The organism is Planctomycetaceae bacterium (assembly GCA_041398825.1).
In the GTDB taxonomy this organism is placed as follows: Bacteria; Planctomycetota; Planctomycetia; order Planctomycetales; family Planctomycetaceae; genus F1-80-MAGs062.
Window position 1 is genome coordinate 131,502 of the sequence record JAWKTX010000014.1, and the last position, 24,734, is coordinate 156,235.

The window sequence follows — 24,734 nt, forward strand, 5'->3', positions numbered from 1 at the left end:
ATAGGAAGGACGGTTTTGACAACTGGGCGCAAAACGGTCATTCTTAAAACAGCGGCAGGGGATTTGCCCCTGTCAGATCAGATTTCAGACCGAGAAGAACTGCTGCCTGAGCCGCCGGGCTGTTTCCCTTGATGGCCCGTCCTGAGCTTTGTGGTGTGATTTGGCAGCGACCGGCTCGGAGGGATTTCGCAGGGTGAGATCGATGAAGACTGTCTTTGCGTTCGCATTAATTCTGGTGTTCTGCTGCACGCTTATTTTTAGTGGCCCGGCGGTTCTTAGTGGCCCGACTGTGTCTGCAGCATTGCCACCTGAAGTCCGGAAGGAACTGGCCAGTCTGCAGAAGGACCTGCGATCCGTGACGACGCTGGTGCGAAAAAAAGAAGTGGATGAAGCCAAGGCCTTGATTCGGAAAGTCGAAGATCGACTCGCCGAATTGGCGATCAGCGACGACGAAAAGGACCGGAGCTTCACAGCGCTCAAAAGCACTTTGGAGCGGTCGAAGCTCCTGATTCCGGTGAGTTTCGAACAGCAGGTGGCCCCGATATTGAAGGACAATTGTGTGAGTTGCCACGACGCCGATAGTGCTGGAGGCATGCTGCGTCTGGATACCTATACAAATATGACGCGCGGAAGCCGAAGTGGTCCCCTGGCAATTCCCGGGCGTCCACTGAATAGTTTGATTATGGCTAAAATCATGACGCCGGATATGCGGCAACGAATGCCCAGGAACGCGGCGAAACTGTCAGACGAAGACATCAGCTTGATCGGCCGGTGGATTGAGCAGGGTGCGGAATTTGATGGCGAAGACAAGGACGCCATGATTGGCGAATCCACAACTCCGAAAAAGCCACCTGTTAAAGTTGTCATGGCCGATGGATCCGAAACCGTATCCTTTATGAAGGATGTTGCCCCGTTCCTGGTCACAATCTGTCTGGGCTGTCATTCAGGAAACAACCCTCGGGGCGGTTACAACGTGACCACATTCGAACAGTTACTTTCGGATGGCGACACCGGCAGCACGATTGTCCCTGGCAATCCGGACGAGAGTTACATTGTCGATCTTGTCCTTCGACAGGACCCATTGAAGATGCCGGCGGGCCAGGCCCGAATCAAGCAGTCGCAGGCTCTGGCGCTGGAAAAGTGGATCCGTGAAGGTGCCCATTTCGATGGTCGGGATCCGAAAGCACCATTGCGAAGTCTGGTGCCCACCGATGCAGAAATCGAAGCGGCCCGTCTGGCTGCGATGTCCGACGAAGACTTCAGCAAACGCAGAATCGATCAGGCTGCCAGCATTTGGAAGCAGGTTTCACCAAGAGCCGAAGGCGTGACTCATACAACTGATAATCTTGTCGTTCATGGTAACGTCACGGACGCTCGATTGAAGCAGTTCGGCGAATGGGGCGAATCGCACCTGGCTGGCCTGATGGAGAAATACAAGCTTCCGTCCGGTAGTCAGCCATGGCGTGGACGGTTGATCGTATTTGTCACGAAGGATCGTTTCGACTACGAAGAATTCAATACTGTCTTAATGGATGGCAGAAGGACGCCCAAAAGTATTTCGGGACACGCATTCCTGACGCCTCGCTTCGAAACGATGTATGTTGCGATGCATGACGTGGGCGATACTGAATCCGCAAATTCCATGTCTGCACAGCAATTGCTGAATTCACTGCTCAGCGAAGCCTATCTGAATCGTAGTGGTGCAAGTCTTCCGGACTGGCTGCGACAGGGTTTTGGGATGATGGAATCCGGCATGGCGCCCGGTTCTGAGTTTGCAAAGGCGCTGCCAGGCCGCGCGATTCAGGCTTTATCGACCATCACAGACGCCAGCAGAATCTTCGAAAACAATACGTTCGCTCCGGATGAAGTGGGCCCCGTTGGTTATCTGCTGGTCCGGTTTTTGATTTCGAACGGAGGTGTCGGAAAGATTCAGCAACTGATCGGCTCGCTCAGCACAAATCCGAATGTTGGCCAGGCGATCCAGCAGGCTTATGGAACATCGGCTGCGAATCTGGGGCAGGCATTCATGAAAAATGGCCGTTGAAAACGCTGCCCGCCAGACAGATCAGCAGTTCTCACCGAGCCTGATGGTTCGGTTGAGTGGTAAACACGACTCTACTGGTGTTGAAGGTGTTGAATTGAAGGTGCAGAAAATGAATCGGATTGTCGTGGCGTTGCTTTGGCACCTTCTGTTCGTGCCTGTGGTCTGTGGTCAAAGTTCGGAGTATTCCCTGGAAGAGAATGTCCCGTATCGATCGGGCGATGAGCTGACCGACTACATGAGGGAACGTTGCCGGCTGGACGTGTACTACCCCCGAAACAAGACTCAGTTTTCCACCGTGGTGTGGTTTCACGGCGGCGGAATCAGTGCCGGAGAAAAGTCGATACCGCCGGGGTTAAAAGAAAAAGGGATTGCGGTTGTCGCCGTCAACTATCGATTGAGCCCCCATGTTCGGGCTCCGGCCTATCTGGAAGATGCCGCAGCGGCCGTTGCATGGACCTTCCGTAATATTGAGCGATTCGGGGGCTCCCGAGCCAGGATCTTTGTCAGTGGGCATTCTGCAGGCGGCTACCTGACCAGCATGATTGGGCTGGATAAGTCGTGGCTGCAGGCGGAGGGCGTGGATGCTGATGATATTGCCGGGTTAATTCCGTACAGCGGTCACACCATCACTCACTTTACCATTCGAAGTGAGATGGGGCTGAGCAGGACCCAGCCGCTGGTCGACCGGTATGCCCCCCTGTTTCATGTCAGGGACGATGCGCCGCCGCTGTTGCTGATCACGGGGGATCGAGACATGGAGATGCTGGGGCGGTATGAAGAAAACGCTTATCTTTGGAGGATGATGAAGGAAGCCGGGCATGCGAAAACTGAATTGTTTGAGCTGGAAGGGTACGATCACGGTGGAATGGCCGAGCCCTCTCACCCACTGCTGCTGAAGTTCATTCGACAGCACGCGTCCCGCTGACCTTGACGTAGGAACTGTTCCAGAAACCTGGAATTGGTTGTGCATGAACAGCAACAGGAGTTTGCACATCCTTCAGGCCGGTCTATGAGGCGGTTTACCTTGTGAAAGGCCCGGAACTTGTTCTCTGGCTTTCGGAATATCGGATAAGGGAACGGTATCTGGTGTTGAATGGCGGCAGTATCGTCGGTATTCTCCCGCGTTTCCGCGATTTTTGCCGTGTCTGGGATCACCATCGTACGGCTTGATGGAATCACTTGAAGAGAATCTCTGGTCGGTGTGTACGCAAAGCGGGCGTGCCGGAGCTGAGATTCTTCCTGTTTGATGTCTGGAATTCTTTCCGGCGGAGACCTGATTCCAGTTTGCGGGCCGAAATGGCCGAAACAACGCTGCATCCACCCATTTGGTTACAGGACGCGTTTGTTGGTGGCGTTTTGTCGGTATACCCGACTTGTGAATACATTTGACAGAATTTGAATTGGGATATCCTCGATGTCCGAAGATCTTCGACTTCCAGTGGAACGCCGCGGTAAGCTGGGTTCAGCAGAAAGCCGGCGCCTGCGAATTGCTGGTCGTACGCCTGCAAATCTTTACGGAATGGGTAAATCGCCCGAATCCGTGACTGTTTGTTCAGAGCTTGTTGAAAAGCTTGTCGCGACTCGATCATCTGTTGTTGATGTCGAGCTGGACGGGCAGACTGAAAAGGCTGTGGTGCAGGAGCTGCAGTGGGATGTCTTCAGTACGCATGTTCATCACCTGGACCTGAAGCGGGTCGATCCTGATGGTGTGGCGACTCTGGATGTTCCTATTGAGCTGCGTGGTGAGGCGGTTGGTTTGAAGGACGGCGGTGCAATTCGCCAGTTGTCCAAAACCATCCGAATTACTTGTCCGGATTACCGGATACCTCGGTCAATCGTAGTTCGAACAGGGGCTTTGCGGATTGGCGATTCTGTGAAAGCGGGCGATGTTCAGTTGCCTGAGCACGCGACCCTGGCAGGTGATGCAGGGGCCGTTCTTGTTGAATTGTACGACCCCCGAAAGGTTTGATCGTCGCTTGTGTCGGGTTGTGCAGACTGATGAAATTAATCGTAGGCCTCGGGAATCCCGGGGCGCAGTATGCAGGTACTCGGCACAACGTTGGGTTTGATGTGATTTCGGATCTGTGCCAGCGATGGCAGGTTGGGAAATCACAGCTGAAATATCAGTCAGAGATGTGGGAGTCTTTTCAGGGGGGCCAAAAGGTCCTTCTGGTAGCCCCTCAGACATACATGAATCGAAGCGGAGAATCTGTTCAGCAGATTGCCCGCTTTTTTCAGGTTCCGTCGGAGCAGGTTCTTGTGATCTGCGACGATATGAATCTGCCGGTGGGGCAGCTCCGATGGCGGGCTGCGGGATCGGCTGGTGGTCAAAAAGGATTGGCGGACATCATTCTTCGTTTGGCAACGGAGCAAGTTCCCCGGTTGCGGATCGGGGTTGGTCGGCCACCCGGAAGAATGGACGCAAGTTCATGGGTTCTGGGGCGATTTCGCCCTGATGAACAGGATGTGATAGGCGTTGCCCTGAAAAGAGCTGCAGATTCTGTGGAAACAGCGGTCTGTGAATCGGTAGTGGCAGCGATGAATAAGTACAATCGTGCTGACGAAGGCTGACCCCGTTCTTCCGAGCGGGGGTGGCAGATAGAATTTGCCCTGGTTTGTAACCTGTTGTTGAGGAGCGTGAGTTAGGTGTCTGTTGCAGAAGCAAAACCGGTTCGAGAGAACCAATACGAAGGCATGTTCCTTGTTGACAGTGGCAAGTTCGCCATGGATTCAGAAGGCGTCGTGGCCCAGATCATGGCGGTTCTGAAGCGTGCGGGGGCCAATGTTGTGGCTCATCGTCCCTGGCAGGACGGAAAGCTGGCCTATGAAATTGAAGGCATGAAAAAGGGCCTGCATTACATCGTCTGCTTTACCATGCCAAGTCAGGGGATGACGGTCCTCAACCGTCAGGCACATTTGAACGAAACAATCGTTCGGCACATGGTTATTCGCCATCCGAAAGAAGTGTTCGAAGCAACTGTGGCTGCAATCACTGGTTCCGGTGCGAGCGAAGAATCGGCCGAAGAAGGTGAATCTGCCCCTACTGACGAAGGCTCTGAAGCAGCAGAATGATGCTGCACCTCCGTCCAGAGTTTCCGTCCCGTACACGTGGCGTTGTGGCTCTGTCTGAGGATCATCAACCGCGGAGTGTCCTGCGATGGCATCGTTCAACAAGGTGATTTTGGTCGGAAACCTGACTCGTGACCCCGAAGTTCGCTACACAACCGGCGGAACAGCGGTAACTGAGCTGGGGATGGCCGTGAGTCGTCAGTGGACCGATAAAGGTTCGAATGAACGAAAAGAGGAAACCACGTTTGTCGACGTGACACTCTGGGGCCGAACTGCAGAGATTGCAGGAGAGTACCTTTCGAAGGGGCGACCCGTCCTGATCGAGGGTCGATTGCAACTGGATCAGTGGGAAGACCGGGAAACGGGTCAAAAACGATCGAAGCTGAAGGTGGTTGGTGAGTCCATGCACATGCTTGGTGGGCGCAATGACAGCGGATCTGGCGGAGCTCCCCAGTCAGCTGGTCAGGGGCGACCTGCCAGCAATCGTTCATCGATTGGAGCAGGCGGAGACGAAGATCACAGCGGCGGGCGATCACCGGATCAAACGTTTTACGACGACGTACCGAGTTCGGATGACGACGTGCCGTTCTAGCATTGTTTGGAATCAAAAGGCTGAGGTCATAGCCTCGTTTAAGATTTAAGGAATTGGTGATTCAATGGTTGGTCAGTCTTCATCTGCTTCCCGCTCAATCGAAGTGTTGCTGGTTCACGACGTTAACAATCTTGGCCACCGGGGCGAAATTGTCCGAGTGAAGCCGGGCTACGCCCGTAACTATCTGCTGCCGCAGGGCAAGGCAACTGTGGCCACGGCTCAGAATAAGCGTTTGGTCGAGCGCCACAAAGAGCAACTGGCTGCTCTGGAAGCTGATCGTATTCGCAGCTTCGTCAAGATCGCTGAAGCTGTTGGCAAATACAGTGCAACGATTGAAGCTAATGCAACCGCAGACAACCATCTTTATGGTTCTGTTGTTGCCAAGGATATCAGTGAAGCTCTGAAGGCTGCAGGCCACCCTGTTGAGGCAGAACATGTTCGCCTCGAAGGACCAATCAAGGAACTGGGTATGTACACAGTGAAGCTGAAGTTTCACGAGAAGGTACAAGCCGAAGTCAAAGTCTGGGTCGTTCCATCAGCAACCAGTGCATAAACAATCACTCTGGTGAACGGACTTTGTCTGTCACTCCCCAAAAGACTCTGATCCTCAGCTGGTGCAAACCGGCTGAGGATTTTTTCTCGGATTCGTGCAATGGCTGAACGCTTCGATTCCTCTTCCCGAGGCCGCAGAAAACGCTTTGACCGATCTCGGAGCGAAGACGATGCAGCGATCGATCCTGTTCGATTACCGCCTCAGAATCTGGATGCCGAACGTGGTGTGCTCGGTAGTATATTGCTCATCAATGAAGCGATTGACGAAATCGGTGAAGCGCTTCGCGCAGAACACTTCTATGTGGACGCTCATCAAAAGATCTTTGCCGCAATCATCCGAATGTACGAGGAAGGCGTTCGTGGTATCGATGGTGTGACACTGGCGGAAGAGCTCCAGCGGCACGGTCATCTTGAAGAGATCGGTGGCACTGCGTACCTGGCTGAGATTCTGGAAGCCGTACCCCACGCTGCCCACGTCCGTTATTACGCGAAAATCGTGCGTGAAAAGTGGATGTTGCGAACGCTCATTTACAACTGTACGGAAATCCTGGCGGACAGCTATGCGCTCACTGAAGATGTCGAAGAGCTTCTTCAGTCCGCTGAGAAGCGGATTTTCAGCATTATGGAGCAGCAAACGAATACTGGTAATATCGCCATCAGTGATATTCTGATCGAAACGTTCAATCGCCTGGATGAACGGATGAAGACAGAAGGCGACGTGACCGGTATTACCACCGGGTTCGCTGACCTCGACCAACAGACCACCGGGCTTCAGCCAACCGAGTTAATCATTCTGGCGGCTCGTCCTTCCATGGGGAAAACGGCGTTGGTTTGTAATGTTGCAGAAGCTGTGGCGAGGCGTTCAGGAAAGGGCGTCCTGCTGTTCAGTCTTGAACAGTCTAATCTGGAGCTTGCCGAAAGGTTTCTTGCGATCACCGCTCGAATCAATGGTCACGATTTGCGGTCGGGCAATCTGACTGACGAACAACGTGATCTGCTCTACCAGGCATCTGATGAATTATCCCGCATGCCGTTGTTTATTGACGACAAACCCGGGAGAACGATGACGCAGGTGGCCGCCATTTCCCGGCGTCTGCATCGCAAGAGCCCCCTTGGCGTGATCATCATCGACTACCTTCAGCTGATTGAACCGGATGAAAAAGGCATTCCGCGTGAACAGCAGATTGCTCAGATTTCACGTCGCCTGAAGTTTCTTGCGAAGGAGCTGAGAGTTCCCGTGATTGCACTGGCCCAGCTGAATCGTGGTGTTGAGCTGCGCGAAGACAAACGACCACGTCTGGCGGACCTCCGCGAGAGTGGTTCCATCGAGCAGGACGCCGACATGGTGATGTTTCTGCACCGGCCTGATGCTTATGATCCGGAAGATCGTCCCGGGGAAGCTGAAATTGTTGTCGCCAAACACAGAAGCGGTCCCACAGGTATCGTCCGATTGACCTGGCGAAAAGAGTACATGCGATTTGAAAACTACAGCCCAGTCGCCGACATCGATATTGATATCTGAATCATCGTTTTCAGTGATGTTTCAATTGATTTCAGAGGTACAGAACTGCCCTGAATCCACCTTAAACTGAGCTGTTGACCTGAGCAGAATGACATGTTGATCTGTGGGTGAGGATTGACACTCTTCGCACTTGTGTCAGCACCAGCCATTGATATACCAATCCATTCCGAATGAACATCGTAAACTCCACCGGATGTCTGGTTAGGACCAATGTCAATGCAGGCAATCATTGATGCAATAAACGATCTTATCACCGATCACTGGGTGAAGTTTGTTTCCGCCGCCGCATTCACCATTGTGGGATGGATGGTGGCGCGCTGGCGAGCAGACCGCGAATGGCGAAAGCGGGAATTCTTTAACCGACTCAATATCTCATTGAATTCGATTGTGGATGGTAAACTCAGGATCCGGACTGTCAGTGAAAAACTATGCTCTGAAATCTTTCTTAATCGCGTGGCGGTTGATCGACTGATATCCACAGCTCAGGCAACAACCAAAGAGAACCCGATTATTCCCATCCCTCGGGATGACTGCTGGTTCTATCTGAATTCGGTCCTCAATGAACTCTCAGAGCAGTTTGCTGATGGGCTTTTTCGGCGCGAAGCCGGACTCAATCACACGTCAGTGACATACCTGATCTGCCTGACAAATGAATGTGACGGTGAAGTTCGAACTCGAAAAGTTCGGGCAATGGTGATTCGGAAAGAACTACTGGAGACACTGCCGGAAGAATCGCCGGAGCTGGAAAGTCCGAACCACGCCATCCGATGGAAGACCATTCAGAAGATGCAGGCAGTCTGGAAATCCGAGCCCTGGAAGTTTCTGCAGGCGGAAATCGTCGTCTGATTGCTGCTGTCCTTCAGGGACGCTCACCATCCCTGCAAATAGCCTGCCGCGCGGATTTGTATTATGTCCGACTGCATCATCGTGATGTCGCGCTATCCGGTGCCGGGTTTGGCCAAGACGCGGTTGATCCCCGCCATAGGTGCCATGCGCGCTGCAGCACTTCATGAACGCATGGTTCGGCACACCCTGAACACTGTGGATGAATTTCGTCGAAGCAGAAGCGTCGACGCATGTGTTTGTTATACAGGCGGAACAGCCGAGCAGATGCGTGAGCGATTCGGGAGCCATTTCCGGTACGAGAAGCAATCCGAAGGCGACCTCGGCCATCGAATGCATAGGGCGATCATCCAGGCGATTCAATCGGGGGCCACTCGTGTCGTGGTCATTGGAACGGATTGTCCCAGCCTGAATACGTCATTCATTGAACTCGCTTTTGATCGCCTCATGGATGCAGATCTGGTTTGGGGGCCCGCCAGGGACGGCGGATATTACCTGCTGGGATGTCGTCGCGTCCATGAAGTGATTTTCAACGACATCCATTGGGGTACTGCAGGCGTGCTGTCTCAATCGATCCGAAGCGCAGAATCGGCCGGACTGATTTCGGCCAGATTGCCTGCACTTTCAGATGTTGATTTTGCAGAAGACCTGGTGAGTTGTCGGAGACTGTTCGTCGATGCGAGCGACGTATTCCCGCCGTGTATTCAGGACCGGCTGTCGGTAATTATTCCAACGCTTAACGAAGAATCATGCCTGCCTCGCACCCTGAAACAATTCTCGTCTTTGCCTGACGACAGTTCACTTGAAGTAATTGTGGCTGACGGAGGGAGCTGCGATAAAACGATCTCAATTGCTGAAAGTTTTGGCGCACGCGTGGTTTCGTGCAACAGTGGACGTGGGCCTCAACTCAATTCCGGGGCCTGTATCAGTACCGGAGAATGGTTGCTGTTTCTGCATGCTGACACGCTTCTTCCGCCAGACTACCGAAGCCAGATCGAGCAGTTGCTTGCTGAAGTTCCGTCAGTCAATCCTGCCGATCGGCAGTCTCAGCGATTCATCAGGGCGGGAGCATTCCGCCTGCGAATTGATGCCGAGGGCTGGATCTATCGGATTATCGAAGCGGGGGCCAATCTTCGATCGCGATGGCGACAAATGCCATATGGAGATCAGGCGTTTTTCATTCGGTCTGGCGACTTCTTCGATGTCGGCGGGTTTCAGAACTGGCCGCTGATGGAAGACTTCGAGTTCAGTCAGCGAATACGTCGTTGTGGCCGATTCGCTTTGGCTAGTGGATCTGTCAGAACATCAGCACGCCGCTGGCAGAAAAAAGGTGTTGTCCGAACCACCATTCGAAATCAGTTGACAGCTCTTGCCTTTCGCCTGGGAGCATCCCCGGAATTTCTGGCAGACAGGTATCGGCGATAACTGTCTCCTGCTCGAGCCGGTCCCGTTTTTCAACAGACTGCCAGAAATACCGAACGGACGAATTCCATCTTTCATGGCCGATATACCGTTCAGGTCGACATCGGAGCGCGTTTGATTGGCGTGCACGGTCTCCTGTTTGGACCCTTTGTGACCAATCCGCAGAGGAGGCGATGATTCAATCGCGGTCTCTTTGAGACACTGCACTCTGGCCATGCCGATTCGTCCAGTGGAACATGCGAAATAAACGCGTACGGTGGTTTTCGAATCGACAGCCCGGGGAATGATGTGCCCAGTTTGCAGCTCATCGTAGACTTACAGAGCGCTGCCCAAACAGCTATTCCGAATGCATTCATGCCGCAGCAGTCTCTCAACTGAGCCACCGTGATTTCGTTTCCGGCCCATTTGGGGTTCATTGCGGAATTGTTACGGATGGCGAGGCGACCGCTGGCTGGCCTTGTCTACAGCTGCGGCCAACTGGCTTCGAGTGAAAGGCTTGCTGAGGAATGCCCAGTTGCTGCGGGGCGGATGCGCCTGAGAAGCGGCCCATCCGCTCATCAGAATCACTGACACTCCGGGAAAGCGAGTTGTGAACTCGTCCGCCAGGAAGAAGCCATCAGCTCCATCGCCGAGACTGATATCCGAAAGCAGAATATCGATATCGGTTGATTCCGCGATCTGCAGCGCGTCGGCCGCATTTTCGGCAATCTGAATCCGATGGCCATCACGCCGAAGAATGGCAGCGGTCGAATCCAGCACCGCTGGCTCGTCGTCGACGACGAGAATTGACAATCCACTGTCCGCGGTTTCAGAATCCAGGTCTGTCAGCAGGGTTACTGACGGTCGAGGAAATCTGAGAATGACTTTTGTCCCCTGATTCGGTTTGCTTTGAATCAGCAGGTGACCACCGCTTTGTGACATGAATCCATGAGCAATGCTGAGCCCCAGACCATTCCGTTCCGGAAGGGGCTTTTCGGAGAAGAACGGTTCAATCGCTCGCTGGCGGATTTCATCCGTCATACCGGAACCGCTGTCGGTCAGGCGGAGTTCAATCCAGTCCCGACCAAATGCAGGGTCATCAAAGTCTGTTGCGCCCGCAGTAAGGTTGCGAGTCTCAATGACCAGATCCCCGCCACGGATCATCGCCTGCTGTGCGTTCGTGCACAGGTTGCCGATGACGGTACGAAGCCGATCGACATCGACGTTGCACATCCACAGGGCGGGGGCTGGAACCATCTTCACAGCAATATGAGGTCCGACGGTTTCTTCAATGCGTCTTACGTCTTCATGAAGCAGCTGATTCAGGGAAACGAGGCGAGGTTGAAGAATTTGTCCCCCGGAAAATGCCTGTAGTTGCCGGGCCAGCGTTGCAGCACGTGAGGAAGCTCGCAGAGCGCTGTCCAGAAGCGGCGATTTTGGAGTGTCACTCGATTCTGACAGGTGCAGTTCGATGTTGCAGTCGACGACGGTCAGTGCATTATTGAGTCGATGGGCGATGCCTGCCGCCATCTGGCTGACAGCCTGCAGTCGTAATTGTTCGGCGGATTTCTGGCGTGAAATGTCAATTGTAATCGCCGATATCACGTCCTTGTCTGTCAAGGAATCGACCGTGGTGGAAAGCGACGTCTGGACCCAGATTTCCCGACCGCTTTGATGCTGCAGTCGATACTGGCACGTGGCCGCTCTTTGATAGGTCAGTACTTCCATACAGCGATCAAACCGAGGCCGGTCGGCTTCCACAATTAACCCGCGCCAATGGCTGAGGCTGCCAAGAAACGACGTCGACCGGAGTCCTGTCAATGTCGTGGCAGATGTCGATATCAGCAGCAACGACCCGGTACCAGGATCCATTTGCCAAAGTACGGCTGGTACGGTTTCAATCAGATTCCGGTACTGTTCAGAATCATGATTTACGTCCGAACTGATGCGCAACAGTCGGGAAACATCGTCCATCACCAGAATCGATTCATTTCTGGTTGATCGCGTCTGATCGGATTCGCCGGTCAGTGTGATCTGGTACATCCCTGTGGACCACGGCATCAGTCGTGAGGTGCTTCCCTGTCCGCTCCGGCTATGCTCCTCGAATAACTCAATGATCATTGGAAAGGGTAACGCATCGGTGAGACGCATCATTCTCAGCAGCGCAGGTTCGACTCCGGTGAGCGTCACCATTTTTTCGTTGGCGTAAAGAATTCGCTGATCGGTATCGACAACGGCCACCGCCGACTGCAACCCCTTCATCACTCGACCGGCCAGCCCCTCCGCATGCATCAATGTGGCGGCTCGCGCTTCCATGTACGAATCAATCACAAAAGTCACATCGAAGAAAACGCCTCTTACAAATGCGGTGCATGCTGCCAGCGGATCATCTGCTTCTGTAGCCAGTGCACGCAGGAATCCGGCCAGCTGACGAGCCAGCCCGGTCAGATAGTGCTGTGGTTCAAGTCCAATTTCTTCATGAATCACTCCGATGCGCATTCGAGACGCCGCATACGGCCGATCGAATCTCGCCTGCATCAATTCCTGCCAGTAGGTCTTTACCTGTTGTTTCAGCGCAGTCACCCGTTCTGGCGGGACCAGCATTCGTAAGTCCTTCGACGACGCGAAGTGTTGGTAAAAATCCTGCAGAATCGAAGGTGTAGCCCGATCCACAATACTGGCTGTTTCCTGCAATTTCCGCACATCGCGATCATCAAGTCCGATGAAGTCCATGCGAGATTTTGTCTCCATCTCGCTTAACTGCAGTCGTGACATCGTTGGTCGCGGTGCGCGAAGATTTTCTGCAGAAGGAGCGGAAGTAACACCTGCTTTGTTACCGACTCTGTTCCCCGATTCGCCACGGCGAGCCTGACTGGAAGGCACCGAAAGGTCTTCGTGATAGCCGTAGGACTGCAATGCCAGGCTGACGTCAAACAGCAAACATCTGGACAGAACCTCGATGCAGCGAATTCCATGGATCGAATCGCACCTATACGTCAGCAAGGTGGGAAGGAGCGCTGTGAGAAAGTGGCACGCGGCGGCGATGTACCACTGAGGCGTTACTTGAAGGCGATAGTGGACCCAGCCAATTTTCAGACGGCTGTTTACATAATCAGAATCGATTCTCGCGCAGAACAGCTGTTTCAGATAGTTGTACTGGGCCTGACGCAGTCGTTCACGGCGATTCTCCTGAACGAATAGTGGTGCAATCGAAGGCGTTGCCGCAAATCGGTCGTACAGACTGTTCAAAAATGAATCCAGATGCGGTTCGACGCTCGGCCAGAGCTCAGCCAACTGAGATCGATCCGTCTCATTGATGCCAATCGCCTGAAGCCGCTGCTGAAGATCTGCGTGATTGATATGGAAGGATGCAGCCAGATTTTCCGGATTCATTCGTGTCTTTCTCCTGGCCCAGGCAGTGTAAATACGACGGCGGCCAATATCAGCACATGTCAAATCGTGATTCAGCAACAATGCTCTGCCATGAAAATTGCCTCCTGACGTTCAGGAGGCAACTACTCTGTGTGACAGGATCTTCATCGTCCGTTTCAGTCACACATTCTAGAAGCCACGCGCCAGAAGTCACACTGGCAAGCCGTGCGGTCAGTAAGCAGGTGGAATCGCCAGTCCACACCCGCGAGAAAAATCTGAGCTTCACCGTCGAGTGTGTTCTGCACCCCGAAAAGCAGTCTTCGAAGAACGCCTGGCGCACAGCGAATGGCTTCTTCCTCGCGCCCTGGTCATAACTGAATATCGTCCGATTCGATTGTGATCAGCAATTGCCGTGTAATGGGTGTGATCAGAATGACTCGATTGGCAAGACTGCGAATTGTCCGTTCAAACAAATTGCGAACTGTTCGAGCGTTACCAAATTGGTCATCTCGGGTACTGCACATCGCATGAAAACCCTTCGACAACTTCTTGTCGGCATCCGGAGTAACGACATAGTGATGTTGCCGACACAACTGGTGAAATATGTGCAGCAATTCCTCGGCGGAATAATCCGGAAACAGAATTGTTCTCTGAAATCGAGAGGATAGGCCCGGATTCGATTTCAGCAGCTGTTGCATCCGAGCGGGATATCCGGCAAGAACAACGACAAGCTGATCGCGTTCATCTTCCATTCGTTTTAGCAGAACCTGCGTTGCTTCCTCACCAAACGGGTCGTCTCCCTGTTCGGCGACAAGGCTATAAGCTTCATCAATAAACAGTATGCCACCGATCGCTTCATCAATACACGCATTGGCTTTGATGCTTGTCTGCCCCGCATATCCGGCCACCATACCAGAGCGATCGGTTTCAACAATATGCCCCTGCTGTACGATACCCATGGCTCCAAGCGCGCGGCTGAGAATTCGTGCCACCGTTGTCTTGCCCGTGCCAGGGTTACCCACAAATACCGTGTGAAGGGTAATCGGCGTTCCCGGCAATTGATGTCGTTCACGCTGTTGTTGAACCCGCAGAAAATTGATGAGTCCTCGCACTTCCGACTTCACGTTTGCCAGACCAATCATCTGATCCAGTTCCGCCATCGCTTCGCCGATTGCAGTGTGTTCGGACTCGCTTTGACCGCCAGCTCCCGGGTTCCTCTTCTGATTGGAAGCCCGGGACTGATTTCCATCGGACTTCATTTTTTTCCCAGTTGTCTCGCTGGATTTCTTTGGGCCCATTTTCTTTCTTGCGAGGCTTGTCTCCCCGGCAGGACGAACACTTTTGCCGGGCTCCGTAGCCACCTGCATCCAGGGATCGGCGACCGCGGTTTCTGACCGTGCGGACGGACTGTGACGCATCCGCAACGCAAACACAGATTCCATGGAGTCAACAATTCGATTCAGGGCCTCCCCCTCTGACGGCACGATACGACCGTCGGCTTTAGCGATAATGTTTGCGATACGAATTGCCAGACAGTCCAGTTGTGGAATCTGTTCTGCCAGTGGCGGCATCTGCACGAAGACTTCAAGAAGTGCCTTCCATCGCAGCGATTTCGCGAGGTTGATGGAGTTCTCGAGCGCTCGGTCGAGATTTTGCTCGTCGACACGATCGCCCCAGACATGTTTCAGAAGCACCAGCCCCGCTTCACGTTCAGCTCGATGCCAGCGTCGGTCGCAGAACGCGATCTCTACGAAGATCTTGATCAGCAATCCACGATGAAGATCCGCCATCGTGTCTCGGAAGAATTCCAGTCCATTGGGAAGTCGGTTCGGGCAGAGTCGGCCGCAGAGCATCGCACCGGCCGAATAAAGGGTCTCGATTTCCTTCAGACTCTGGCGGAGCTCCAGCATCAGGTCTTCATCCATCGCCGGCTGCCGGACGATCTCCGGCGGCGAGGTTACCAGATTCCGAATCCAGTCTTTCATACGGCGAGACTTTGCCTGAGGAACGCGCGTCGAACGACCGCCAGTCGTTTTGAAACGGGCCGAGACTTCCCGATCGAGTGGCGGTCGCCCGACAATCTCGTCTGCACATGGGGAGCTCTCCGGTGAAGCGGAATGTCGCGTGCAAAGTCCTCCGACGCAAGCGTTCCATCGCTCCTGACGGATTTCCACTGACCGATCTGCCTCAGTTGAAGCCGGGCACCGCTCGATCGCTCATTCAGTTCGATGACGTTTTGGTTTGTTTGAAATCTGCAGGTCTGCGGTCAACCAGTCCGTTCAAAAACCGGGACAGACACGCAGGACGAACGGGAACCGTCGTGTCTTGAGGTCTCCTGCTCAAGCCAGTCCCGTTTTTCAACCGGCTGCGAAATGAGGGCACCTGTCAGCGATTAACGTGTCCGGAAAGGTTCGACCGGCTCGGATGCCGTTCGGTAGTCGTCTCTGTCCGTGAGCTGCACGCTGACAATCTGCTGGCGTCGACCCCGGTGCACTTCCATCCGTGCTGCGGTACCAACATCCGCAAGGCTGACAAGGTTGATCAAGTGATTCTCATCCTGAACCACCACCCCGTTAAAGGTGAGGATGACGTCATCCGCTTTCAGGCCGGCGAGAGCCGCTGGTGTTGATTGGCTATACACCCTTGTGATTCTCGCACCGGTCGCTCTGGGCAGCCCCAGTCGTCTGGCGGCTTCGTCGGTGAAGTCGCTGTCCAGCTCGACACCCAGGTAGGCTCGACGTACCTTGCCGTGTGTGACAAGCTGCTCGAAGACTCTGTGTGCAAGATTGCTGGGGATGCTAAAGCCAATCCCCTCATTGCCGCCACTGTTAGATGCGATGGCTGTATTGATGCCCACCACCATCCCGTGCATATCGATCAATGGACCACCACTGTTGCCCGGGTTGATAGCGGCGTCCGTCTGGATGAAGTCCTGATTGATGACTGTGCGATCTTCGGTCAATGAGAGGTCTCGGCGGCCCTTTGCACTGACAATCCCCATCGTCACAGACTGGCTTAAACCGAAGGGGCTTCCAACAGCCAGAACGAAATGACCAATCTCCAGTTGATTGCTGTCTCCCCATCGGCCTGTTGGCTGGCCTTTGTCGGCCACCTGAAGCACCGCGAGGTCGCTCTCGCCATCCCGAAAGACTCGGGTTGGGTTGACAATTTCACCCGTCGCAAGAGTGACATTGATTTGAGGGGAATCTGCGCCCCGGACGACGTGATTGTTGGTGATGACGTACAGTCCCCGAGCTTGAGTGCTTCGCATCAGCACGCCGGATCCCGTCTCTTCAACTTTCCGACCATTGTCGGTACGAATCGCCTGAATATGGACAGCGGCGGGCATCACCTGTCGGGAAACGCGTGCAATATGCTGGCCGCTCTGAAGCAGAGATTCAGCCGAGGGGGGGATGTAGTTCTCGCGATCCAGTTCCGGTTTGGCATTCGCAGTTGAGGTAATGCGCAGGTGGCTGAGATGCCCACCGATCGCCAGACCGACGGACAGAATTGTCACGCATTGCAGAATTGAAAAATATCGTCGCGCCATCAACGGACTCTCCGATGGAAAGTGTCACATCCTGTGGCGCGGGTCCGTCCGCTGTGAGAAATTCATGCTCTGCACGCACACGAAGCGTTTGAAGCAGGCTTCAGACGGGAAGTATGGTGAGAGTTGGCTCTTCGCCTCCTGCGAAACGGCCAAAACGATTGTGCTGAACAGGTAAAATGAGCTCGCTCATTTATCTGCACACCACAGTCCTCGTATCGAACGGCTGATTGGGCAAAAGCAAATCGTTTTCGGTAGAAACTGCCGAACTCAGCCTGAAGTCAGTCTGCCTGCCGAGCGACCGTCAAACTCTGCTCAAAAGCAACAGTGATGACGCAATATGACGGCTTTCAGTGCTGCGAAGAGAATGCAGCGCATGGCAATAGAAAGGGCGGAGCAGCCTGGCTGCTCCGCCCTTTGTTCTGGCATGGAGTATGTCTACGGCGAGCCGTCTGGCTCGAGTCGGAGACTTTAAAACACGACGGTTTCCAGTCGTCCTGCGTGCCTGTCCTGGATTTTCAACGGACGGTTAGCCACCAACAGCCGCCAAACCTTCCAGAAAGCCCTGTAGTTGTCTGCTGCGCACAGGATGTTGAAGCTTTCGGACAGCTTTCGCTTCAATTTGGCGGACGCGTTCGCGAGTGACTTTGAAGATTCGCCCCACTTCTTCCAGTGTGTAGGTGTATCCGTCACCAAGACCGTAACGCAGCTTGATGATTTCTCTTTCGCGATAGGTCAGTGTCTTCAGAACGCTGTCGATCTTATCCTTCAGCATTTCCGATGCAGCATTGCTGACCGGGCTGTCATTGCCACGGTCTTCAAGGAATTCCCCGAAGCTGTTGTCATCGCTGTCGCCGATCGGCTTGTCGAGGCTGATTGGCTGACGAGAAATCCGCATGACTCGTCGAGCTTCTTCAATCGGCACACCCGCAACTTCGGCCATTTCATCAACGGTCGGTTCGCGTCCAAGCTCCTGAAGCAGGTCGCGTGCCGCCGCTCGCAACCGCGTCATGGTTTCGATCATGTGCACGGGGATTCGGATTGTCCGTGCCTGATCGGCAATGGCCCGTGTGATTGCCTGGCGAATCCACCACGTCGCATAGGTAGAGAATTTATACCCGCGGCGATACTCGTACTTATCAACCGCACGCATCAGGCCGGTATTGCCTTCCTGAATGAGATCCAGAAAGGTGAGGCCTCGGTTGCGATATTTCTTGGCGATGGATACCACCAGTCGCAGGTTCCCCCCCGACAAGTCGCGCATCGCCTTTTCGTATTCAGCGTGACGCTGAAGGATGTTCTCCATTTTGACGGCCAGTGAATCGGGGGATTCTTTGGTCATCTCAATCAGGTCATCCAGTTCCTTCTGCATACTGCGGGTTTCGTCTTCGGCGGATGACAGATTCTTCAGGTTTTCGATGTGATCCTGAAGCTCGGTCATGCGGAGAGAAATCTGCTCCAGTCGCTTCATGCAGGGCTGAAGGCGCTGGGTTCTCAGGCTGAGTTCCTCCAGCAGTGTGATGGTGCGTCGTCGACGTTGTTCAACCTGCTGAACGACTTCCTGTCGGCGATCTTCAGGAGTTTCCGGATTGAAGATGACGGCGTAATCCGCTGCATCTCTGACTCGAATTGACTCAATCGTTGCCAGATTGAATGGCATTCGGCCAAGGATTTGCTCCTTCTCCAGGCTTTCCGTCATCGACACTTTAATCGTGCGATCAAACGGAAGTTCGCTTTTATGAACGCGAGTCAGGGTTTCATGGCAGAAGTTCAGCGCGAACTCTGTACCCAGCAGCGCGCGTCGGAAGCGTCTTCGGGTGACTTCGATCTGCTTCGCCAGAAAGATCTCTTCTTCGCGGGTCAGCAGCGGAATTTCACCCATCTGCGACAAGTACATACGGATCGGGTCTTCGGTGCCGCGGCCGCTGTCTTCGAGTCGAATCTCCGGACGGCGTTTCTTCGCGGTCGCCGGATCCTCAGGCTCTTCAACAACCGGATCGGGAACCAGTTGAAGATCCATTTCTTCCAGACACATGATCAGGTTATCGAGTTGTCGGGGATCGTCTGCTTCATCGGGCAGGAAGGAATTGACCTGATAAAAGGTCAAATGTCCCTGCTTAAGCCCGATTTCGATCAGCTTACGAAGTCCCTCATCCAGACGATGCATGAGCAGTTGCTCCTGAGTATTCACTTCAGATTGATACGTTGACCCATTTGATTCAGACGAAAGCTGTACATCTGACGGAGAGCATCCTTCTGGTCGTTATTAAGTTCGCTCGATGCGTTGTCGCTTTGAGCCAATTGTTGTTTCGACAGAAGAGTTCTTTGTTTCTCGCGTCTGAAGAGCAGCGGCTGCAGAACACGCTGCAGATGCATTGGTATCCCCTGGTCTTCACCAGGTTCCGCTCCTTCCGGAACCTCCTTCATCAGATTCAGAATATCCTTCTGCTCGGCAGAATCCATGACTGCATTCATCAGGCTCAGCAACGCTGAATCTGAGTCCGCGGCCACGACCAGCCGACTGATTTCGGGAAGGTCTCCTTCTTCTTTTCTCAGATCAATACACAACTCCAGCAGACGCCGGTGTCGAGCATCTTCGAAGTCATCCGGCCCAATCAAGTGTCGAATAACATCTATGAATTCCGGGCACGTGAGGATGATCTCCAGCAGTTCTTGTTCCGCAAGGCGAATCGCCGGCACGGAAATCTGGTTGACTGGATCGTCCTGAAACGCGTCGGTTTCTTTCGTTGGCGTCGTGCCCTGACTCTCCTGATCTCTTCGAAGTTGGTCCCTCTGGATCTTTCGTTGAGATTCACCCTGTTGTCGCGAACGCATGTCCAGCAGTTGCCTGCGGGCCACGCGTTCATCGACCTGTACTCTCTGGCAAACCGTTCTGAGAATCAGGTCCTCCCGAACTGTTCCCCTGATACTGGTCGAAGCCACCAGCAGTTCCAGCATTTCGTTCAGAATCTGCTGCCGTGCATTGATGGTCTCGTTCCCGTACCTGCCGGAAATCATCTGCAACTTGTATTCCCATGCCTCGGGGGCACTTTGAATCAGTTGCCGAAGATCGTCGGCCGTATTGTTTTCAAGATAATCTGCCGGATCCTTTCCTTCTGCCAATGTCAGTATTCGGAGGTCCAGATCCTGTCCAAGGAACCGAGTGATCGAGCGTTCAGCGGCTTTCTGTCCGGGATCATCTCCGTCGTACGTCAATACGACCCGGTCTGCAGAACGCCGCAAAAAACGCACATGTTCTTCGGTGAGTGCTGTGCCAAGCGTCGCCACCACATTGGTGACTCCGGCCTGATGACAGGCAATCACGTCCATATAACCTTCCACAACAACTGCGATTCTGCACTTCCTGATTTCCTGCCGAGCCCGATCAAACGCATAAAGCATTCTGCTTTTGTGAAAGATACCGCTTTCCCGACTGTTCCAATATTTCGCATCACTCTCGATGTTGCCGCCGGGCAGCAAGCGTCCTCCGAACGCAACGATTCGACCTCTCTCGTCAAGAATCGGAAACACTAAACGACCCACCAGATTGTCAAAGTGTCCTTGCCCGTTTGACCTTTCCTGAACAAGTCCGGCAGAAACCAGTTGCTGAGGGGTAAAACGTCCTCTCGCTTTCTCGAGAAACCAATTCCACTCCTCGGGGTGATACCCGATCCGAAAATTCCGCACGGTCTCTGCGTTGAGATTCCTCTTCGACACGTAATCTCTGGCGTTGGCGGCCTCGTTCCCCCGGATCAGGGAATGCTGCATGAGCGACGCAGCCCACTCCAGAATTGCATAACTATCATTCTTCCTCTGCTCCGACTCTGCCGAATAATGCGGGCTGTTTTGTTTTGGAATCTCCAGGTTCGCTCGGCGAGCCAGGCCTTCGATTGCCTCCGGAAATGGAACTTTCTCCATTTCCATCACCCATCGAAAACAATCTCCGCCTGCGTCACACACCCAGCACCGATACGACTGACGATCCGGGTAGACGTGCAGAGAAGGATTCTTGTCCTCATGAAAAGGGCACAAACCAACATAGTCAGAGCCACCGCGCAAAGGCTTCAATGCAACAGTTTCTGACACCAAATCAACAAGACTGGTGCTGGACCGTACGAGTTCCTTGAATTCGTCACCCATACCCAGCGACACAGACGACTCCCAATCCACATCGCGAACAGCCGATAGAGACGGCGATTCGGGGCGATGCACTATTCTTTATTCAAAACAGCAGAAGTACATGGCGAGGCCGCGCCTCAAGCCAAAACACTCAACCGCTGACAAATGACGTTTGCTCAACTTGTAACGCCACAGAGGTGCATCCTGAACGACTGGTTCGGCGTCGGTCAATTCTAGCCGCCTAACAGCTTCGGTCAAGAAGATCAACCCAATGTGGGAGGCAAAACCCACTGGTGCAAACTCAGGTCAGGCACAAGCTGGATCAACCCGTCATACTTGCCAGGGTGCCCCAGTCGCCCCTCTTTCTCAACCGGAACAGACACGCTGACCGACCAGCTTTGAAATACAGAACGCGCCGAATAAGCTGTGGTATCCGAGGAGGCTTCTTATTCCTGATCGGCCGTTTGCTCCGACAAAGTCCACCGCAGGTACGCTTCCAGGAACTTGTCCAGATCGCCGTCCAGGACAGGTTGAGGATTGCCGACTTTGGTCCCGGTTCGGGCATCTTTGACGTATTGATCCGGATGGAGTACGTAATTCCGGATGGTTTGGCCGCCAAACCCGATCTTTGATTTCTGACCCCGCTTCGCGGCGATATCCGCGTCCCGCTTGTCGATTTCCTGTTGGTACAGCTTTGCCTGCAGCATTTTGCGAGCGGTCGCCCTGTTCTTGTGCTGACTGCGTTCGTTTTGACAAGCCGCAACAATACCTGTAGGTATATGCGTCAGGCGAACCGCCGAATCGGTCTTGTTGACGTGCTGTCCACCAGCGCCAGATGAGCGATAGGTATCTTCTCGCACATCTTTGTCCCAGTTAATCTCAATTTCGATGTTGTCGTCCAGTTCCGGGGTTACATCGACGGCAGCGAATGCTGTATGGCGACGACCAGCTGAGTCGAAGGGACTAATTCGAATCAGACGATGGTTTCCGGTTTCTCCGCGCAGATAACCGTAGACGTAGTCGCCCGAAATCAGGATGGTGGCATTTCTGATTCCAGCCTCTTCGCCGTGAGAGATGTCGATTTCTTCGACCTTGAAATCGTTCCGTTCACCCCATCTTGCGTACATTCGAAGCAGCATCTGCGCCCAGTCTGCGGAGTCGGTGCCGCCTTCTCCGGCCTGAACCGTGACGTAGGCAGAGCATGCATCCTCCGGGCTTGCCAGGGTGGCCTGTAATTCGACTTTGTCGATATCGGCCTCAAGCTTTCCGACGGCCTCTTCCAGTTCTCGTTCGGAATCACCGGAATCGTCATCTTCCGCGAATTCCATCAATACTGTGACGTCTTCGCCACTGCTCACAATTCCTTCCAGGGGACCTACGGTTGCCTTCAACCGGCGCATTTCATCCATGACCAGCTGAGCTGCCTGCTGGTCATTCCAGAAGTCGCTTGCGGACATTCGATCGTTGATTTCTTCGACGCGAGCTTTTTTGCCTGCCAGGTCAAAGACAGTCTCGCAGGTGAACGATTCGCTTTAGTAACTCTTCGCTCTTGTCTCGCAATTCCGGATCCATGTCGGCACATCTTCTAAATGCAGAGTTTCTACAGAAGGACTCATCCCCCCGGGGGATTACAGTCACTGGTTCAGAATTTCACCAAAGGGCGTCTGCCCCTGCAATTCGTTCCGGGACGGAATGAGAGGCTTTGCCTGAATTGGCGATGGCCAGCCCGAATACGGGGGCTGTTCACCAGCCAATTGCCGGCTTTTCCGGGGCTGCGCGATTCAAATCGCCCTGATACCTCTACAAATCCTGTATTTGACCGAAACCGGATCCCCGCAAAAGTGTTCAAGCCAACTCTGCTCCGTAATTCTGAGTCCAGTTGGGCGAGGCTGAATCTCATGAACTCGAATCCGCGTCCCGTTCGTCTCTCACTGCGTTATTGGTGCATTTGTTTCACAATCGCATTTCCTGTCTGCGTAGTTTCGGCCACCCGAATGCACGCTGTAGATGGGGCCCCCATGGCAGAGAGACGGGCGGCGATCCAATCAACGGACGAGGATCGGTTTTCTGTCGCTGCCGTCGCAAATCGAACTGACGCCCACATCGGGCTGCCTGAATCTTCGGCTGATCCTGCGGATGACTACACGTTTCTGCGGCGCGTCTATTTGGATGTCGTGGGGCGACCCGCAACACCAGCAGAAATTACAGCATTTGGATTTGATCCGGATCCGGACAAACGGGATCGGCTTGTTGAGCGACTTCTGAAATCGAACGAGTATTCTGCCAACTGGACGCGATACTGGCGTGACACAATCTTTTCTCGAGCCACAAATGTTCGAGCAGGTCTGGTTCGACCGGCATTCGCCCAATGGATGAACGACCAGCTCAGCGAGGGCGCTGGATGGGATCAGATCGTAACGGAATTGCTGACCGCCACAGGCCCGGTCAACGACAATGGTGCATCTGCACTGATATTCGCTCACGAAGGTGTCCCGGAAGAAATTGCGGCTGAAGCATCTCGTCTTTTTACCGGGATTCAGATCCAGTGCGCGAATTGCCATGATCACCCATGGGATCAGTGGAAACGCGAACAGTTTCACGAACTGGTTGCGTTCTTCCCCAGAATCAGCGTCCGGCGTGAACGCGGCTCGGACAATATGTTCGACTATGAAATTGCCTCAGTAAACAACAACACCCGAACGAACCCCGCTCTGTCTCGATTCTTCCTGACACGATTAGACCGCAATCGGGATGGAGCAATCTCCGAAAGTGAAGCGAAAGAAACACCCATCGCTCGCATTTTTGCTCAGCCACAGGCGCGAGAGAACATCGATAAGAACGGCGACGGGCGAATCACGATTGATGAAATCGCCAATGCCCGGCCGCCGGAAAATCGGCCCGGCCAGGGAAAGACTGAGCACTTCATGCCGGACCTGTCTGATCCGGCATCCGAAGGCACTCGTATCGATCCCAGGTTCTTTGTCACGGGACAGCGCGTTCGTACCGACATGACGGACGAAGAAAGACGCACCGCTGTCGCTCGGCTAATCACATCAAAATCGAATCCCTGGTTCGCCAAAGCCATTGTCAACCGGATGTGGTATGAGCTCACGGGTACAGCGTTTTACACGCCGGTCGACGACATCGGCCCCGGGCGAGAGGTTCGGCATGAAGCCGCACTGGAATCTCTTTGTGAAGGCTTCATCCACAATAACTACGATCTGAAGTGGTTGATTCGAGCGATCACTCGAACCGCCGTGTATCAAAGATCGCCCAACTCTGATGGCGACGGTTTCCAGCACTGTGAACCCACCCGACTGCGGGCCGATCAGTTGTATTCTGCTCTCTGCCAGACCCTGAACGTTTCCTCGCTGCCCATTCGATCCGCTGATGTTCGCCCGGGCATGATGTATCGCAATGGACAGGCTGATCCGGGGCGAGAATCTTTTTCCCGGGTCTTTGGATTTGATCCTTCTGTTTCTCGATCAGAACTGACGGGCAGCATTCCCGAAGCGCTGTTCATGATGAATTCTCCCGAGGTCCAGCGAATCATCGCTGCCAACCGGGATCAGGATACGGTTTCGCAGTTGCTCACTCGATTCACGGACAACGATTCTTTGATCTCTGAAATGTATTTAAGGTGCCTCGGCCGGGAACCCCGTAATTCAGAAGT

Annotated in this window: 17 protein-coding genes; 11 read left to right on the forward strand and 6 right to left on the reverse strand. The window is 53.8% G+C overall.

The window, feature by feature from the left end:
* The first annotated feature begins 202 nt into the window (after positions 1 to 202).
* The 10 genes from R3C20_22055 to R3C20_22100 all read left to right on the forward strand — a co-directional run bounded on the left by R3C20_22055 (position 203) and on the right by R3C20_22100 (position 10,047).
* A complete protein-coding gene (locus R3C20_22055; GenBank protein MEZ6043190.1) occupies positions 203 to 2,044 on the forward strand; it encodes a c-type cytochrome domain-containing protein in 1,842 nt (613 codons plus the stop codon).
* Positions 2,034 to 2,969 (forward strand): alpha/beta hydrolase, encoded by a 936-nt coding sequence (locus R3C20_22060; protein MEZ6043191.1) that lies wholly within the window; start codon positions 2,034 to 2,036, stop codon positions 2,967 to 2,969. Before R3C20_22055 ends, R3C20_22060 begins: the two co-directional genes overlap by 11 nt.
* Before the next feature lie 489 nt (positions 2,970 to 3,458).
* Positions 3,459 to 4,013, forward strand: a complete 555-nt coding sequence (locus R3C20_22065; protein MEZ6043192.1) for a 50S ribosomal protein L25 — start codon at positions 3,459 to 3,461, stop codon at positions 4,011 to 4,013.
* Between the two features lie 29 nt (positions 4,014 to 4,042).
* Positions 4,043 to 4,615 (forward strand): aminoacyl-tRNA hydrolase, encoded by a 573-nt coding sequence (pth, locus tag R3C20_22070; GenBank protein ID MEZ6043193.1) that lies wholly within the window; start codon positions 4,043 to 4,045, stop codon positions 4,613 to 4,615.
* A gap of 75 nt (positions 4,616 to 4,690) precedes the next feature.
* Positions 4,691 to 5,116, forward strand: coding sequence for a 30S ribosomal protein S6 (rpsF, locus tag R3C20_22075; GenBank protein MEZ6043194.1), 426 nt, complete (start codon positions 4,691 to 4,693; stop codon positions 5,114 to 5,116).
* Positions 5,117 to 5,201: 85 nt separating this feature from the next.
* Positions 5,202 to 5,705, forward strand: a complete 504-nt coding sequence (gene ssb, locus R3C20_22080) for a single-stranded DNA-binding protein (GenBank protein MEZ6043195.1) — start codon at positions 5,202 to 5,204, stop codon at positions 5,703 to 5,705.
* Between the two features lie 64 nt (positions 5,706 to 5,769).
* Positions 5,770 to 6,258: a 50S ribosomal protein L9 gene (gene rplI, locus R3C20_22085; protein MEZ6043196.1), complete on the forward strand. Its 489-nt coding sequence runs from the start codon at positions 5,770 to 5,772 to the stop codon at positions 6,256 to 6,258.
* A gap of 99 nt (positions 6,259 to 6,357) precedes the next feature.
* Positions 6,358 to 7,779, forward strand: coding sequence for a replicative DNA helicase (dnaB, locus tag R3C20_22090; GenBank protein ID MEZ6043197.1), 1,422 nt, complete (start codon positions 6,358 to 6,360; stop codon positions 7,777 to 7,779).
* A gap of 216 nt (positions 7,780 to 7,995) precedes the next feature.
* Positions 7,996 to 8,625: a hypothetical protein gene (locus tag R3C20_22095; protein MEZ6043198.1), complete on the forward strand. Its 630-nt coding sequence runs from the start codon at positions 7,996 to 7,998 to the stop codon at positions 8,623 to 8,625.
* 63 nt (positions 8,626 to 8,688) lie between these two features.
* Complete coding sequence (locus tag R3C20_22100; protein ID MEZ6043199.1) at positions 8,689 to 10,047, forward strand: TIGR04283 family arsenosugar biosynthesis glycosyltransferase; 1,359 nt, start codon at positions 8,689 to 8,691, stop codon at positions 10,045 to 10,047.
* A 423-nt stretch (positions 10,048 to 10,470) separates the two neighbouring features.
* Here the strand turns inward: R3C20_22100 and R3C20_22105 are convergent, their stop codons facing one another.
* From R3C20_22105 to prfB, 6 genes are all read right to left on the reverse strand, one after another.
* Positions 10,471 to 13,416 carry a protoglobin domain-containing protein gene (locus tag R3C20_22105; GenBank protein ID MEZ6043200.1) on the reverse strand — a complete coding sequence of 982 codons (2,946 nt, stop codon included), beginning with the start codon at positions 13,414 to 13,416 and terminating at the stop codon, positions 10,471 to 10,473.
* A gap of 347 nt (positions 13,417 to 13,763) precedes the next feature.
* Positions 13,764 to 15,380 carry an AAA family ATPase gene (locus R3C20_22110; GenBank protein ID MEZ6043201.1) on the reverse strand — a complete coding sequence of 539 codons (1,617 nt, stop codon included), beginning with the start codon at positions 15,378 to 15,380 and terminating at the stop codon, positions 13,764 to 13,766.
* Positions 15,381 to 15,787: 407 nt separating this feature from the next.
* A complete protein-coding gene (locus R3C20_22115; protein MEZ6043202.1) occupies positions 15,788 to 16,945 on the reverse strand; it encodes a trypsin-like peptidase domain-containing protein in 1,158 nt (385 codons plus the stop codon).
* A gap of 526 nt (positions 16,946 to 17,471) precedes the next feature.
* Complete coding sequence (gene rpoD, locus R3C20_22120; GenBank protein MEZ6043203.1) at positions 17,472 to 19,109, reverse strand: RNA polymerase sigma factor RpoD; 1,638 nt, start codon at positions 19,107 to 19,109, stop codon at positions 17,472 to 17,474.
* Positions 19,110 to 19,129: 20 nt separating this feature from the next.
* Positions 19,130 to 21,154, reverse strand: coding sequence for a DNA primase (gene dnaG / locus R3C20_22125; protein MEZ6043204.1), 2,025 nt, complete (start codon positions 21,152 to 21,154; stop codon positions 19,130 to 19,132).
* 353 nt (positions 21,155 to 21,507) lie between these two features.
* A protein-coding gene (prfB, locus tag R3C20_22130; GenBank protein ID MEZ6043205.1) for a peptide chain release factor 2 occupies positions 21,508 to 22,633 on the reverse strand; the annotation gives its coding sequence in 2 pieces (ribosomal slippage) (positions 21,508 to 22,563 and positions 22,565 to 22,633; 1,125 coding nt in all).
* A gap of 446 nt (positions 22,634 to 23,079) precedes the next feature.
* Here prfB and R3C20_22135 point away from each other — a divergent pair.
* Positions 23,080 to 24,734, forward strand: a 1,655-nt coding sequence (locus R3C20_22135) for a DUF1549 domain-containing protein (protein MEZ6043206.1), incomplete at its 3' end; no start/stop codon positions are given.

What these genes read in the sequence shown, in the direction of transcription:
- R3C20_22105 (MEZ6043200.1), bottom strand. Translation starts at nt 13,416, where the DNA reads ATGAATCCGGAAAATCTGGCTGCATCCTTCCATATCAATCACGCAGAT.
- pth (MEZ6043193.1), top strand. Translation starts at nt 4,043, where the DNA reads ATGAAATTAATCGTAGGCCTCGGGAATCCCGGGGCGCAGTATGCAGGT.
- dnaB (MEZ6043197.1), top strand. Translation starts at nt 6,358, where the DNA reads ATGGCTGAACGCTTCGATTCCTCTTCCCGAGGCCGCAGAAAACGCTTT.
- R3C20_22065 (MEZ6043192.1), top strand. Translation starts at nt 3,459, where the DNA reads ATGTCCGAAGATCTTCGACTTCCAGTGGAACGCCGCGGTAAGCTGGGT.
- rpoD (MEZ6043203.1), bottom strand. Translation starts at nt 19,109, where the DNA reads ATGCATCGTCTGGATGAGGGACTTCGTAAGCTGATCGAAATCGGGCTT.
- R3C20_22095 (MEZ6043198.1), top strand. Translation starts at nt 7,996, where the DNA reads ATGCAGGCAATCATTGATGCAATAAACGATCTTATCACCGATCACTGG.
- R3C20_22055 (MEZ6043190.1), top strand. Translation starts at nt 203, where the DNA reads ATGAAGACTGTCTTTGCGTTCGCATTAATTCTGGTGTTCTGCTGCACG.
- R3C20_22110 (MEZ6043201.1), bottom strand. Translation starts at nt 15,380, where the DNA reads ATGAAAGACTGGATTCGGAATCTGGTAACCTCGCCGCCGGAGATCGTC.
- rplI (MEZ6043196.1), top strand. Translation starts at nt 5,770, where the DNA reads ATGGTTGGTCAGTCTTCATCTGCTTCCCGCTCAATCGAAGTGTTGCTG.
- R3C20_22100 (MEZ6043199.1), top strand. Translation starts at nt 8,689, where the DNA reads ATGTCCGACTGCATCATCGTGATGTCGCGCTATCCGGTGCCGGGTTTG.
- R3C20_22060 (MEZ6043191.1), top strand. Translation starts at nt 2,034, where the DNA reads ATGGCCGTTGAAAACGCTGCCCGCCAGACAGATCAGCAGTTCTCACCG.
- R3C20_22115 (MEZ6043202.1), bottom strand. Translation starts at nt 16,945, where the DNA reads ATGGCGCGACGATATTTTTCAATTCTGCAATGCGTGACAATTCTGTCC.
- ssb (MEZ6043195.1), top strand. Translation starts at nt 5,202, where the DNA reads ATGGCATCGTTCAACAAGGTGATTTTGGTCGGAAACCTGACTCGTGAC.